This window comes from Pseudoalteromonas sp. T1lg75 (assembly GCF_002964705.1).
In the GTDB taxonomy this organism is placed as follows: Bacteria; Pseudomonadota; Gammaproteobacteria; order Enterobacterales; family Alteromonadaceae; genus Pseudoalteromonas.
Genome location: NZ_PQCD01000014.1, coordinates 1168 through 15015 on the forward strand (window position 1 = coordinate 1168; position 13848 = coordinate 15015).

Genomic DNA, 13848 nt, shown 5'->3' on the forward strand with positions numbered 1-13848 from the left:
GTTCAACAAGGCTTCCCAGTCACCATTAAATATCGGTATTAAGCCTCATCCCCATGAGGTGCAATTACAAGATCTTGACGGCGATAATATTGCAGAGCTGATCGTAGACAGTCGCGACAACGACGGGTTGTTAGTATTAAAAGGTCTGGCGAATGGTCAATTCAAAACACCCGGTAAAATAATCGATGTCGGAGGGGATCCATACCGAGGCTTTGCAGTTGCTGATATAAATGGCGATCGGGCCTTGGACTTAGTTACTCCCAATCAAAGCGATATCGGTATAGCAGTTAATTCTGGTTCAAATAATACGTTATTTTCTTTAACAAAGATGGGGCTGTCTGCGTCTCCATTTTCTGTCGAATTGGCAGACCTCACTGATGATGGCAAGTTAGACTTAGTTGTCGCTACAAATGGTCGTTTTTTATCTGTTTTACCTGGAGATGGGCAAGGGAGCTTTCATGAAACCCAAAAAACTGTGATAGCGACAACTTCTGGAGCTAAACAAGTAGCTACAGGAGATATAAACGGAGATGGAATACAGGATGCGTTAGTTGCCAATTGGTCTGGTGAGTTGACCGCTATTATTGGCAATAAAACAACACTTGAAAGTTATACATTCAAGCACACGAGTATTCCTAATCCGTGGGCAGTAGCTTTGGTAGATCTCAATAAAGATGGTAAAAGTGATTTTATAATTGCTGATGGCAACAGCAGCTTAGCAGCAGTTTATATTAGTCAAAAGCGTTGATGACTTTTGCATCAGAAATCATTGCCGGATATACGTGTAATTCTTATTTTGCAGGCAGCCGTGCTAATAAAAGGGTCACGGTTTTACGCTTTTACTATAAAGTTGCTGAGCTATTACACCACATCAGTCTTTAGCCTAGTCTGTGGTTTAGTGGGATATTAGTTAGAATAAAGGAAGGGTGTTCCCCGGCGTTGCGGTTACGAATATCAGCCCTTGAACCCTAAGGTTCAAGGCGGAAGACACCTGTAAGCCGTAGGCTTCTCGGTACATGCCGAGCTTGCGCAATAGCCTACAAAATGCATTCCTAAATAAAAATTATCGGCTCAGGGACGTCATTCGCTGGCCAACAAGCTAGGGAACACCTTTAGTATATAAGACCCAGCAACAGGGATACAGCTTAATAACAAAATTTCCTTCCAAGTGCGGGCAAAGTAAACAAGCTGGGTGTTATTTGATCGCTATCATACTTGGGTGGTCACAATACGGTGGAGTCGCCCTCGCAGCGATGGTAGCATTGGGTATTGAAATCAATATTTTTCGTCATACGCGAGCCAATCATGAGCGAACAACCTAGCTATCAGCAAGCCCAACTACTCTTAGAAAGTAACGACATCTTTGTTATGCCCTCCGAAGTGCAGGGGATTATCACAGGGCTCCTGGCCTGTGGTCTGGATATCGAAGAAAAAGATTACCTGGGTCTTCTTAGCGATGTGCTTAATGATGGCATTAGTTTTGAAAAGACCCTGAAACAATGGCTGAGTGAGCTCTATACCCAAGCGGTTGAAAGCTTCTCCAATGAGCAGTTGCAGTTTGAGCTTTTGCTGCCGGACGAAGAAGAAAGCCTGATCGATCAGGCCAATGCCCTGGTAGCCTGGGTTAACGGCTTTTTACTTGGCTTTGGCCTAAAGCAAAAAGATTATGGCAAGTTGTCCGATGACGTAAAAGAAGTGATCCAGGACTTCACCGAAATCAGCCGCCTTGATACCCACTTCGATGAGACCGAAGAAGACAAGCAAGCACTGCATGAAGTGCTTGAGTACGTGCGCGTATCGGCCATGCTTTGCTTTGCCGAGTTGGGTAAACGAGAGAGCACGGCGACAACCTCAAAGACGCTACACTAATGAATATCACGAACGCAGAATACCGCGCGCGCCAGCACCAGTTGCTGGCGCAAATGAAACACAACTCGGTTGCCCTTATTCCCGCTGCCAAGGAAATTACCCGCAGCCGTGATACCGAATTCCCGTTCCGCCAGGACAGCGACTTTTTCTATCTCATCGGCTTTAACGAGCCCGATGCCATGTTGGTGCTGGTAAAAGGTGAAGAGCAAAAGTCGATTCTATATTGTCGCGCCAAAGATAAAACCGCCGAGATCTGGCATGGTCGCCGTATGGGCGCCGATGCCGCTAAGGAACAATTACCTATCGACGATGCCTATACCCTTGCCGAGCTGGATCAGGGGCTCATCGATGCGGTGAATCAGAAAACCACCCTTTACTATGGCCAGGGCGTCTACAAAGACGTGGATGACCAGGTTTTTGACTTACTCAATACGCTTCGCGGTGCCCCAAAGAAGGGTTACCGTGCTCCCGAGGTGATCCGCGATATTCGCACCCTGGTGCATGAAATGCGCTTGTTTAAATCACCCGCAGAGCAAGAGATTATGCGTCAAGCGGGCAAGATCAGCGCCGACGCCCACAAGCGTGCCATGCGTTTTGCCAAGGCCGGGGCCACAGAGTATCAACTTGAAGCCGAATTGCATCATCATTACGCCATGAACGGCGCCCGTTATCCGGCCTATGGCACCATAGTGGGCAGCGGCGATAATGCCACCATCTTGCACTACACCGAAAACGAGTCGACCCTCAAAGATGGCGACCTGGTGTTGATCGACTCCGGCTGTGAGCTGGCTGGTTATGCCGCCGATATTACCCGCACCTTCCCGGTCAACGGCCGCTTTAACGACGCGCAAAAGGCCGTCTATGAAGTGGTCTTAAAGGCACAATATGCGGCGCTGGACATGGTTAAACCGGGTAATACCCTGGCGCAAACCGCCAAGGTGGTAAACCGTATTCTTACTCAAGGCCTGATTGACCTCGGCCTGCTTGAGGGGGAGCTTGACGAGCTCTTGGAAAGTCAGGCTTATCGCGCCTTTTACATGCATGGTCTTGGCCACTGGCTGGGTTTAGACGTGCACGATGTGGGCGAATACAAGCAAGACGAAAAAGACCGTCCTTTCGAGCAAGGTATGGTGCTAACCATTGAGCCGGGCCTCTACATCAGCGAAGACGCGCCGGTTGCCGAGCAATATCGCGGTATTGGCATTCGTATCGAGGACGATGTGCTGGTTACCGAAAACGGCCATGAAAATCTTACCGTCTCGGTGCCCAAAGAAGTCGCCGAAATTGAAGCGCTAATGCAGGAGAGCTAATAGGTGCAGCACTTTGATGTAGTGATTGTAGGCGGCGGTTTAGCCGGGGGCACCTTGGCTAATGTTTTAGCACAGCAGTGCCCGCAATTGCGTTTAGCCGTTATCGAGGCGCACCAGCCGAGTAACGACTATCATCCCAGTTTTGACGATAGATCCATCGCCCTGGCCGCCGACTCGGTGCACTACCTCAAGCAATACGGCCTGTTTAACGAGCACAGCGATTATGCCTGTGCCATTAAACGGGTGCAGGTGTCGGACCGCGGACATTTTGGCAAAACCCAGATCAGTCATGAGGATTATGATCTTGATGCCTTGGGTTATGTGGTTGAGGTGCGCCCCTGGGGTCAGGCCTTGCATCGTGCCTTGGCAAGCCATACTCAGGTCACTCAGTTTTGCCCGGCAAAAGTCACGGCGGTGAGCATGCATGAGGCACACAACCAGATCTCTTTGGATGACGGCAGCGAGCTCAGCGCCAGGCTGTTGGTGGTGGCCGATGGTGCCCAGTCACCCACACGTAAGTTATTACATCTGGATTTTGACACCCAGGAATATACGCAACACGCCCTCATTGCCAATGTCGAAGTGCAGGACGACCATCAATGTCAGGCCTTTGAGCGCTTTACCAGCCATGGCCCGCTGGCCTTACTGCCCATGTCGCGTAAGCGCTATTCATTGGTGTGGTGCGACCAAGGCCATAAGCTGGGCGACTTGCAAGATGCTTCCAGCGACGAGTTTGTTGCCAGACTGCAGCACGAGTTCGGCTATCGCGCCGGGCTCTTTACCCAGGTCGGCGAGCGCAGCGTTTATCCCTTGGTGTGGGGTCGGGCAAACAACCTGGTCAGTCACCGCGCCGTGGTCATAGGCAATGCCGCCCATGCCATTCATCCCATTGCCGGGCAAGGCTTTAACCTAGGCCTACGCGACATCAAAGAACTGGTGGCCAAAATTGCCTATGCTGGTGATGAGTTGGGCACATACGGCTTTACTTCGGCCTACGCTCAGGCGCGCGCCGAGGACATTACCCGGGTGATGACATTGACCGACGGTTTAGTACGTACCTTTTCCAATGGCTCGCGCACCATAGCCCTTGGGCGCAGTGTGGGTTTGGCGGCAATGCAACTATGCAGTTCGTTGCGCCAACCATTAGCAAAACAATTAATGGGGTTTAATTAACGCATGTTTCAAGCAAAGGTAGCCGTGGTAGGCGGCGGGTGTGTCGGTTTAAGTGCGGCGCTGGCACTGAGCCTGCAAGGCGTCTCCGTGGTGGTCATCGATGCCGGCGATAAATGCGCGCCCTTAAGCGACGAATACGGCCTGCGCGTCAGTGCCATTAACCAGGCCAGCGAAGCCCTGTTTACAGAGCTCGGCGCGTGGCCGCTGATGCAAGAGCAGCGTATTAGCCCTTATACGCAAATGGATGTGCGCGATAAGGACAGCTTCGCCCATATTCATTTCAGCGCCGACGACTACGATGTCACCCATCTGGGTCATATTATTGAAAATGATGTTATCCACCGCGCTCTGGTAGCCAAATTAGAGCAGCAAACCAATGTAACCTTGTTGTTTAATCACGCCTATAAAGACATTCACCAAAGCGACAGCAATGTATTAATTACCCTGGATAACGGCTCACCGGTGATGTGTGAGCTCTTGATTGCCGCAGACGGGGCCAACTCAGGTGTGCGTCAGCGCTTTAATCTGCCCATTACCTTTAAAGATTATGATCATCATGCTCTGGTCGCCACCATTAAAACCGAGCAGGGCAACGAGCAGTGCGCCCGTCAGGTGTTTTTGCCGGACGGTCCTTTGGCATTTTTACCCCTGGCCGATGAACATATGCACTCCATCGTCTGGTCGTGCTCACCGCAGCAGGCACAAGCCTATCAAGGCATGACTGACGAAGAGTTTAATAAGGCGCTCTACACCGCCTTCGACGGTCAGTGTGGCCTGTGTGAGGTGCAATCCAAACGCCCGGTCTTCCCACTGACCATGCGCTACGCCCGTCAATGGGTGAAGGAGCGTATCGTGCTGATGGGCGATGCGGCTCATACCATACACCCGTTAGCGGGTTTGGGGATGAACTTAGGTCTTAAGGATGCGGCGCGCTTTACCGAGTTGCTGGCCGAGCCTCTGCTCAGCGGTGAGGGCGATATTCAACGTGCGTTGCGTACCTATGAGCGCGAGCGTAAGCTCGATGCGCAAAAGCATATTGCCACCATGCAGGGCCTAAAAACGCTGTTTGCCGGTAACAACCCCATCAAGAAGCTGGTACGCGGTTTAGGCTTAAGTGCGGTGAACGATATCAAGCCGCTGAAGCAGCTGTTCGCCGAGCAGGCGCTCGGCAAATAATCCAGGCTTAACTCAGGCGTAAGGTAATAAACTCTGCCAGTTTATCTATGGCATTAGCCGGCTCCTGAGCACGTTTGATTAAACTAATGCCCACTTGCCCAAGCACCGGCAGCATGTCGGTGTGTGTGGTAAAGGGTAACTCTTCGGGCACGGTTTTACGTGCCAATACCGTGATCCCCAGCTCTTCCTTAATGGCCGCCGTGAGTCCGGTCAAATCTGCATTGGTATAGACAATACGCCAGGGAATGCCGGCCTGCTCTAGGGCGTCAATGGCGCGGCGGCGATAAATACAGCCCTGCGGTGCCACCACCAGGGTGACCGGTTTGTTTGGGTTGATGGAGGTGTTGCCCACCCACACCAGCTGATCCTGCAAAAAGCTTGGGTAGTGGGGGTTATCGAGCTGCTCGACCAGGGTCAGCAGCAGGTCAAACTCGTCGCGGTTACTCACATGCATCAGCTGTTTGCTGAGCTCGGATTTCACCTCCAGCGACACATCCGGATACAAGGACACGAAGTCGCCAATAATGGCGGGCAAAATGCTGGCGGCAAATTCACTGGGAATGCCCAGACGCACCTTACCGGTGACGGTTTCATTACTAAAGAGCTGCAAGATGGCGTCGTTTTCCTTGAGGATCTGCTTGGCCAGCGGCAGCAGTTGCTCGCCCTGGTGATTAAGCACCTGGCGTTGCCCCTGTTTTTTAAACAGCTTGCGGCCCAGTAAATCTTCAAGGCGCTTTATTTGCAGGCTGACCGCAGGTTGCGACAGCCCCAGCAGCTCTCCGGCCTTGGCAAAGCCACCCACGTCAACAACGGTGACCAGGGTGCGTAAACTGTCCATGGGGATGTTTTTCATATTAGTAAAGGAAATTTATTGGCCTATATACATTGCAATTATTTATCAATCGATAAAAAATTACAATTTGTTGTTGCCCAAGCCCAGCCCTATACTGCCAACAGTTTAAAAATCCACAGTTGAGGCAGCCATGGCGTTCCAATCTCTCTTTTTTGCCCGCCATCACGGCGCAGAAAACGCCCAGACCAATACCTTTGTGTCGGCCAATGAACAGATCATCGATCTCGGTGGTTCGGAAGTGCTCTTGTTATTGCAAAGCCTGAAGACCAGCACCTTGAACTGGGCTAATAAAACCGGTATGGCGGTGCGTTATGAGCTGGCCGAGCAGGCGCTCAGTTTTGATGTCTTCTTCTTAAGTGATACCGCCTTGCGCATTGTGACCACCAATGCCGAGCAGCTGTTGACGGTGCTAACTTCGGCCAGCGAGTCGTTTGATGTGGATATTTTGCCGCGTCCCGAGCTGAATTGTCTACACTTTAGCGGTCCCGATGCCGGCGAGTTCCTAAGCCAGCAATTCAGCCTGTATATGGGCATGGCCTTAGGCGATAACAGCCAGCATTATGGCGTGCAGTGCGACGACTGTTTTGTGGTTGCCAGCGCTAAAGATGCGCAGCAGTACTATCGCGTGTTTGCCCTGGCGTCAACGCTAACGGATTTAACCCATAACCTAACCAGCGCTCATTTTAACCCCCAAGCACAAGCTGCTTAAATGAGCTCTTCGGGTTATGTAAGCATCTTTTGCCAGATGTTAAAAAAGTAATCGTTAATTTGGGTGCCAGCGGCGAACAACTTATGTATAATCGCGGCCCATGTTATTCCCCCTCAATTTATGAGGCCACGCCCACCATACTGGGTTTGTAAAACGTGAAGGAATATTATGTCTTCTAAAACACCTCTACATGCCAAGCACCTGGAAGCCGGTGCAAAAATGGTTGATTTCTTCGGCTGGGATATGCCAATCAACTACGGTTCGCAAATCGAAGAACACAACGCGGTGCGTACCGACGCGGGCATGTTCGACGTATCACACATGACCATCGTTGACGTTCAAGGCGATGATGCCAAAGCCTTCCTACAAAAGCTGGTAGCGAACGACGTTGCTAAGCTGACTGTACCAGGTAAAGCACTTTACACGGGCATGCTTAACGAGCAAGGCGGTGTGATCGACGATTTGATCATCTATTTCTTCAGCGACACCGAATACCGTTTGGTTGTTAACTCGGCTACCCGTGAAAAAGATTTAGCGCACTTGGCCGTCGTTTCTGCCGATTTCAGCGTGAGTGTGACCGAGCGTCCTGAGTTCGCCATGATCGCCGTACAAGGCCCTAACGCCAAAGCAAAAACTGCCAAAGTACTAAGCGATGCACAGCAAGAAGCGGTGGCCGATATGAAGCCATTCTTCGGTGTGCAGGCCGGTGATTTATTTATCGCCACAACAGGCTATACTGGCGAAGACGGTTACGAAATCGTAGTACCGAACGAGCAAGCCGCTGATCTATGGCAACAACTGCTAGACGCAGGTGTAGCGCCGGCGGGTCTGGGTGCGCGTGACACGCTGCGCCTTGAAGCGGGTATGAACCTATACGGTCAAGACATGGACGAGAGCGTTTCTCCGCTTGCAGCGAACATGGCGTGGACCATTGCTTGGGAACCGGCAGAGCGTAACTTCATTGGTCGTGAAGTAGTAGAACAACAACGCGCTGACAAGAGCACCGACAAACTGGTTGGTTTGGTGCTTGAAGAGAAGGGCGTATTACGCGGTGGCCTAAAAGTGATTTGTGATGCGGGCGAAGGGGTGATCACCTCGGGTACCTTCTCACCTACACTAGGTCACAGTATTGCTCTTGCCCGTGTACCGCGCGAAATCGGTGATACGGCGCAAGTTGAAATGCGTAAGAAACTAGTCAATGTTAAAGTGGTTAAACCTTGCTTTGTGCGTCAAGGTAAAGCCGTAGTATAAGAATTTAAATTTACACCAAAGGAACAGACAATGAGCAACATTCCAAGCGAGTTAAAATACGCTAGTTCACACGAGTGGGTTCGCGCTGAAGGCGATGGCACTTTCACTGTAGGTATCACCGAGCACGCGCAAGAGCTTCTAGGTGACATGGTATTCGTAGAGCTGCCTGAAGTAGGCGACGAAGTTGACGCCGGTGAAGACTGTGCTGTTGCTGAGTCTGTTAAAGCGGCTTCTGATATCTACGCGCCAATCGGCGGTGAAATCGTTGCAATTAACGAAGAGCTGGAAGATGCACCTGAGACGGTAAACAGCGACCCTTACGGTGACGGCTGGCTATTCCGTATTAAAGCATCTGATGCTTCTGAGCTTGATAATCTGCTTGACGCAGAAGGCTACACTAACAGCATCGACGAAGACTAATTAGTCGTTTGGGCGTAAGCCCGAAAAAGCCCCGTTTCGGGGCTTTTTAAGTTTATGTGCCGCCATATCGGCACCTTTACAGGTTTGGTGCAATGCCATATTTGTTGGCAATAACCCCCACTAAACCGCATTAAATTTCTTGGATCATAGGAATCTGGACACATGTCAAATGCCAAATCTCTTGAACAGTTAGAGCAAAAGCAAGATTTTATTCGTCGTCACATTGGCCCAAGCCCGGCGCAAATGAGCGACATGCTTAGCGCTCTTGGAGTATCGAGTGTTGAAGCGCTTATGGAGCAAACTGTTCCTGCTAGCATTCGTCTTGAGAACGGCCTGCAAATTGGCGAAAGCCGCACTGAGGTTGAAACCCTAAGCTACCTAAAATCAGTAGCCAGCCAAAACAAGGTATTCAAATCATACATTGGTCAGGGTTACCACCCGACACATGTACCTCACGTGATCCTGCGTAACGTTTTAGAAAACCCAGGTTGGTACACGGCGTACACGCCTTACCAGCCAGAGATTGCACAAGGTCGTTTGGAATCACTACTTAACTTCCAAACGCTATCAATGGACCTAACCGGTCTTGACCTTGCAAGCGCGTCACTCCTTGACGAGTCAACCGCTGCTGCCGAAGCAATGGCACTTGCAAAGCGTGTTTCTAAAGCGAAAAAAGCCAACGCATTCTTTATTGCAGAAGACGTACACGTACAAACTATCGACGTAGTAAAAACACGTGCCGAGCAGTTTGGTTTTGACATCATCATTGGTCCTGCAAGCGAAGCTGCAAACCATGAGATCTTCGGTGCCTTATTCCAGTATCCAACAACTAGCGGTGAAGTGGTTGATTTAACTGACCTTATCGCCGCTGTACAAAGCAAAAAAGCACTTGCGTGTGTTGCTGCAGACATCATGGCGCTTATGTTACTTAAAGCACCAGGTAAACTAGGTGCAGACGTGGTACTTGGTTCAGCACAGCGTTTTGGTGTGCCTATGGGCTACGGTGGTCCACACGCGGCATTTTTCACTACTCGTGATGCATACAAGCGTTCACTACCAGGTCGTATCATCGGTGTGTCAAAAGACCGCCTAGGTAACGACGCATTGCGCATGGCAATGCAAACACGTGAACAGCACATCCGCCGTGAAAAAGCGAACTCAAACATCTGTACTGCACAGGTGTTACTGGCGAACATGGCTGCCTTCTACGCGGTTTACCACGGCCCACAAGGTCTGAAAACAATCGCTGAGCGTATCCACCGCTTTGCTGACATCCTAGCTGCGGGCCTTAAAGAGAAAGGCGTAGCGCTTAAGCACGACACCTGGTTCGACACCATTACCGTTGTTGCTGATAACAAAGACGAAGTTGTTGCACGCGCACTTGCAGCAGAAGTTAACTTCGCGACTAACCACGCAGGTGAGTACTCAATCTCTGTATCTGAGACCACAACACGTGAAGACGTACTAGAGCTATTCGACATCATCCTAGGTGAAGGTCATGGTCTAGACGTAGCAGCACTTGATGCACAAATCAGCGCCAATGGTTCACAGTCTATCCCAGCTAGCCTGGTACGTGATGACGAAGTGCTGACGCACCCGAACTTCAACTCGTACCACAGCGAAACTGAGATGCTTCGTTATATCAAGCGTCTAGAAAACAAAGACTTATCGCTTAACCACTCAATGATCTCGCTAGGTTCATGTACCATGAAACTAAACGCGACCGCCGAGATGATCCCAATCACATGGCCAGAGTTTGCAAACTTGCACCCATTCTGCCCATTGGATCAAGCGGCAGGTTACCAAGTGATGATCAACGAGCTACACGACTGGTTAGTAAACATCACAGGTTACGATGCAGTATCACTACAGCCTAACTCAGGTGCACAAGGTGAATACGCAGGTCTTATCGCGATTCGTAAATACCACGAGTCACGTGGCGAAGGTCACCGTAACGTATGTTTGATCCCAAGCTCTGCACACGGTACTAACCCTGCATCAGCACAAATGGCCAGCATGAAGATTGTGGTTGTTGATTGCGACAAGCAAGGTAACGTGGATATGGCTGACCTTAAAGCGAAAGCAGAAGAAGTGTCAGAGAACCTATCGTGCATCATGATCACATACCCGTCTACACACGGTGTATACGAAGAAACAATCCGTGAAATTTGCGACATCGTGCACCAGCACGGCGGCCAAGTATACATGGACGGCGCGAACATGAACGCGCAAGTAGGTGTAACAAGCCCAGGCTTCATCGGTTCAGACGTATCGCACCTTAACCTACACAAAACATTCTGTATCCCACACGGTGGCGGTGGCCCAGGTGTTGGCCCAATCGGTGTTAAATCACACCTTGCGCCATTTATGCCTAACCACAGCGTAATCAACGTACCGGGTACTAACCTAGACAATGGCGCGGTGTCAGCTGCTCCTTACGGCTCTGCGGCAATCCTACCAATTTCATGGGCATACATTGCCATGATGGGTAGCGAAGGCCTACGTGAAGCAACAGAAACAGCGATTGTGAATGCAAACTACCTAGCTGAAAAGCTAAGCGAGCATTACCCAATTCTATACCGTGGCCGTAACAACCGCGTTGCGCACGAGTGTATTGTTGACCTACGCCCACTTAAAGAAGCCACTGGCGTGTCTGAAATGGACGTAGCTAAGCGCTTAATGGACTACGGTTTCCACTCACCAACAATGTCGTTCCCAGTAGCGGGCACATTGATGATTGAGCCAACTGAATCAGAGTCTAAAGTTGAGATCGACCGTTTCATCGAAGCCATGGTGTCAATCAAGAGCGAAATCGACAAGATTGCTAACGGCGAATGGTCAATTGAAGACAACCCGCTAGTGAACGCGCCGCACACGCAAGCAGACGTACTAAGCAACGACTGGAACCGCGCATACGACCGTTTCTATGCTGCATTCCCAGTTGAAAGCGTAGCGAAGAACAAGTTCTGGCCAACAGTAACACGTATTGATGACGTGTTCGGTGACCGTAACCTGATTTGTTCTTGCCCAGCGGTTGATACGTATCGCGACGAGTAATTAGCGTTATTCTCGCTGCAGAGCGAGGGCTGATTAACAAGTTTGGAAAGCGCCCCTGAAAAGGGGCGCTTTTTTTATGTTTGTAGGTCGGTCTTCAGGCCGACAATGCTATGGAACTTTGCCGATAAGGCCGCTTGCCTTGTAGGTCGGCCTTCAGGCCGTCAATGCGGTAGCACATTGCCCATAAGGCCGCTTGTCTTGTAGGTCGGTCTTCAGGCCGACAATGCGGTAGCACATTGCCCATAAGGCCGCTTGTCTTGTAGGTCAGACTTCAGTCTAACAACTTGATATTTTCGATAAATCTAAACACAGGCTTTCCAAATTACTATTTTGTCGCGTTGGCGACGACAACCAAAGAGGGAGTGATTCGACTCCCCCTTTGGAAACCCCGCGAACCCGTAATTCGCCAATGCTTCCGAACTCAGGTCTTTTGTTAAACGCTACGCTTAGCTGCTGACACGATTTAACAGCACCTCCCTGTGCTGGTAAATCTAGCTCGGCGTCGTGCCTCGCTGTCAGCAACACACTTCGCAACAAAAGCTGATTTCTTCAGCGCGAATTTAAACGGGGGATAGGGTGCTGATATTTTGGCGCATGGAGGGTTGTCTCTTTTTGGTGAAACAATGCAAAAAGCAAGACCTGCCCCCACAACCTTTGGTCTTGTGCTGCTGTAAGAGAGCAAAATGCTCAGGATCTATTTTGGGGCTAAAAAGCCTGCCACTAGACCTGTTAATTCTTAAGGATGCAATTTTATAAAAAATTGTTTTGGCTAAGTAGTTTATGTAACATTGATTGAATTTATAACATATTTGGAAGTTCAATGATGGATAACACTTTTAATTACTTGGTTGATGAAGTTTCGAACTGCCACTCTTTCATTTTCAGTGTAAGGCTTGGACAGTATTTAGATTTGATCAAAAGTGCTTATCAAGAAAATGGAAATATTCAGGGACAAAGGGCTCCGCTGGCCTCACAAAGTGCTAAAAAGATTCGAGAGCGAATGAGAGATGATTTTTCCAATGGTTCGGTTCTACCGGCAGTAGTTGTTGGCTTGTCCGATAGTAGCTTCGACCCTAAGAAGATAGAAAACGTAGAGCAATTGATATCATATCTAGATTCTAAGAAAAGTGATTTATCATTGATTGATGGTATGCAGCGAACAACTGCAATGATTGATGCAGGTGATTGCGTTTTAGACCGATTTATTCGTATAGAACTATGGTTAACTGAGAGCATAAGTAAGCTTATATATAGAATGTTGGTTCTAAATACGGGTCAAGTACCTTGGACAATGAAAAGACAGCTTGAAGTCGTTTTGAACCCAATAAAAACACAAATAGCTTCTCAAGTTCCCCATATAAACCTATTGACTTCAAATGACTCGAGCAGACGCAGCCAGGCTGGATTCTTCCAAGCTGATAAAATTATTGAAGCGTTTTTAGTCTTTGGATCTCGAAGTGAAAAGGCGAATACAAGAGATGCAATAGCTGAAGAGTATACAAAGCTCGATTTTATAGAGTCGACCTCAAAACAAGAGTTAATGGAATTCTTTATAGAGTATTTAAAAAGAGTGGTTGAGTTTGATAGAGTCGTTTCAAAAATACCTCAGTCAATAGATGGCAGATTCAAAAAGGGGTTGGATTTACTCACTAGTGCTCCATTTTTAATGGGAATCACAGCTGCATTTGGTATAAAAATATTAGGTCGTCCAAAAAGAAATCTTCCTAGAACTAGTCAACAGGAAAGTCTAAATAGTATTCTTTCTTCATTTGATAACTTCATAGGCAAGCTAAACAATATGCAGCCAGATGAGTTAAGTAACTTCATTAACCTGGCAAGTTTAAATTCTTATCTTCCTAGTAATTCCTCATCTAAAATCGGTGATGTGGAGCGCTCTTATTTCAACGACTGCTTTAAGGTACTGATAGAAGATGACTTTGAAGTTGATAATATGGAAATATGCTGGGGACACTAACAGTGCCAAGAAATATGACAGAAGCAAATACATCTGCTTTTACCCGAATTCATGA

At 49.0% G+C, this 13848-nt stretch carries 11 protein-coding genes and 1 other RNA gene; 10 read left to right on the forward strand and 2 right to left on the reverse strand.

Annotated features, from left to right (window positions below; translation table 11 throughout):
- A partial coding sequence (locus tag C2M36_RS02525) for an FG-GAP repeat domain-containing protein (protein WP_199883005.1) occupies window positions 1-748 on the forward strand: 748 nt, incomplete at its 5' end.
- 178 nt (window positions 749-926) lie between these two features.
- On the opposite strand, the gene ssrS is transcribed toward C2M36_RS02525, so the two are convergent.
- A non-coding RNA gene (gene ssrS / locus C2M36_RS02530) (6S RNA) lies at window positions 927-1109 on the reverse strand.
- Between the two features lie 196 nt (window positions 1110-1305).
- On the opposite strand from ssrS, the gene C2M36_RS02535 reads away from it, so the two are divergent.
- From C2M36_RS02535 to C2M36_RS02550, 4 genes are read left to right on the forward strand one after another with little or no spacing between them, the layout of a single operon-like run.
- Window positions 1306-1869, forward strand: a complete 564-nt coding sequence (locus C2M36_RS02535) for a UPF0149 family protein (RefSeq protein ID WP_105253563.1) — start codon at window positions 1306-1308, stop codon at window positions 1867-1869.
- Window positions 1869-3179, forward strand: coding sequence for a Xaa-Pro aminopeptidase (gene pepP / locus C2M36_RS02540; protein ID WP_105253564.1), 1311 nt, complete (start codon window positions 1869-1871; stop codon window positions 3177-3179). The genes C2M36_RS02535 and pepP overlap by 1 nt, the downstream gene beginning before the upstream one ends.
- Window positions 3180-3182: 3 nt before the next feature.
- A complete protein-coding gene (ubiH, locus tag C2M36_RS02545) occupies window positions 3183-4352 on the forward strand; it encodes a 2-octaprenyl-6-methoxyphenyl hydroxylase (RefSeq protein ID WP_105253565.1) in 1170 nt (389 codons plus the stop codon).
- A 3-nt stretch (window positions 4353-4355) separates the two neighbouring features.
- Window positions 4356-5528: an FAD-dependent oxidoreductase gene (locus C2M36_RS02550; RefSeq protein ID WP_105253566.1), complete on the forward strand. Its 1173-nt coding sequence runs from the start codon at window positions 4356-4358 to the stop codon at window positions 5526-5528.
- 7 nt (window positions 5529-5535) lie between these two features.
- Here C2M36_RS02550 and C2M36_RS02555 read toward each other — a convergent pair whose 3' ends face one another.
- Complete coding sequence (locus C2M36_RS02555) at window positions 5536-6381, reverse strand: LysR substrate-binding domain-containing protein (RefSeq protein WP_105190222.1); 846 nt, start codon at window positions 6379-6381, stop codon at window positions 5536-5538.
- Between the two features lie 130 nt (window positions 6382-6511).
- On the opposite strand from C2M36_RS02555, the gene C2M36_RS02560 reads away from it, so the two are divergent.
- From C2M36_RS02560 to C2M36_RS02580, 5 genes are all read left to right on the forward strand, one after another.
- Window positions 6512-7090: a hypothetical protein gene (locus C2M36_RS02560; protein ID WP_105253567.1), complete on the forward strand. Its 579-nt coding sequence runs from the start codon at window positions 6512-6514 to the stop codon at window positions 7088-7090.
- A 168-nt stretch (window positions 7091-7258) separates the two neighbouring features.
- Window positions 7259-8341 (forward strand): glycine cleavage system aminomethyltransferase GcvT, encoded by a 1083-nt coding sequence (gene gcvT / locus C2M36_RS02565; RefSeq protein ID WP_105253568.1) that lies wholly within the window; start codon window positions 7259-7261, stop codon window positions 8339-8341.
- Window positions 8342-8371: 30 nt separating this feature from the next.
- A complete protein-coding gene (gene gcvH / locus C2M36_RS02570) occupies window positions 8372-8761 on the forward strand; it encodes a glycine cleavage system protein GcvH (RefSeq protein WP_105253569.1) in 390 nt (129 codons plus the stop codon).
- A gap of 162 nt (window positions 8762-8923) precedes the next feature.
- Complete coding sequence (gene gcvP / locus C2M36_RS02575) at window positions 8924-11818, forward strand: aminomethyl-transferring glycine dehydrogenase (RefSeq protein WP_105253570.1); 2895 nt, start codon at window positions 8924-8926, stop codon at window positions 11816-11818.
- 820 nt (window positions 11819-12638) lie between these two features.
- The gene (locus C2M36_RS02580) at window positions 12639-13793 is read left to right on the forward strand and encodes a hypothetical protein (RefSeq protein WP_105253571.1); all 1155 of its coding nucleotides are present in this window, start codon (window positions 12639-12641) and stop codon (window positions 13791-13793) included.
- Window positions 13794-13848: the final 55 nt, after the last annotated feature.

Excerpts from the sequence above, each read along its gene's own strand:
- C2M36_RS02535 (WP_105253563.1), top strand. The coding sequence starts at position 1,306 with ATGAGCGAACAACCTAGCTATCAGCAAGCCCAACTACTCTTAGAAAGT.
- pepP (WP_105253564.1), top strand. The coding sequence starts at position 1,869 with ATGAATATCACGAACGCAGAATACCGCGCGCGCCAGCACCAGTTGCTG.
- C2M36_RS02550 (WP_105253566.1), top strand. The coding sequence starts at position 4,356 with ATGTTTCAAGCAAAGGTAGCCGTGGTAGGCGGCGGGTGTGTCGGTTTA.
- C2M36_RS02555 (WP_105190222.1), bottom strand. The coding sequence starts at position 6,381 with ATGAAAAACATCCCCATGGACAGTTTACGCACCCTGGTCACCGTTGTT.
- C2M36_RS02560 (WP_105253567.1), top strand. The coding sequence starts at position 6,512 with ATGGCGTTCCAATCTCTCTTTTTTGCCCGCCATCACGGCGCAGAAAAC.
- gcvT (WP_105253568.1), top strand. The coding sequence starts at position 7,259 with ATGTCTTCTAAAACACCTCTACATGCCAAGCACCTGGAAGCCGGTGCA.
- gcvH (WP_105253569.1), top strand. The coding sequence starts at position 8,372 with ATGAGCAACATTCCAAGCGAGTTAAAATACGCTAGTTCACACGAGTGG.
- gcvP (WP_105253570.1), top strand. The coding sequence starts at position 8,924 with ATGTCAAATGCCAAATCTCTTGAACAGTTAGAGCAAAAGCAAGATTTT.
- C2M36_RS02580 (WP_105253571.1), top strand. The coding sequence starts at position 12,639 with ATGATGGATAACACTTTTAATTACTTGGTTGATGAAGTTTCGAACTGC.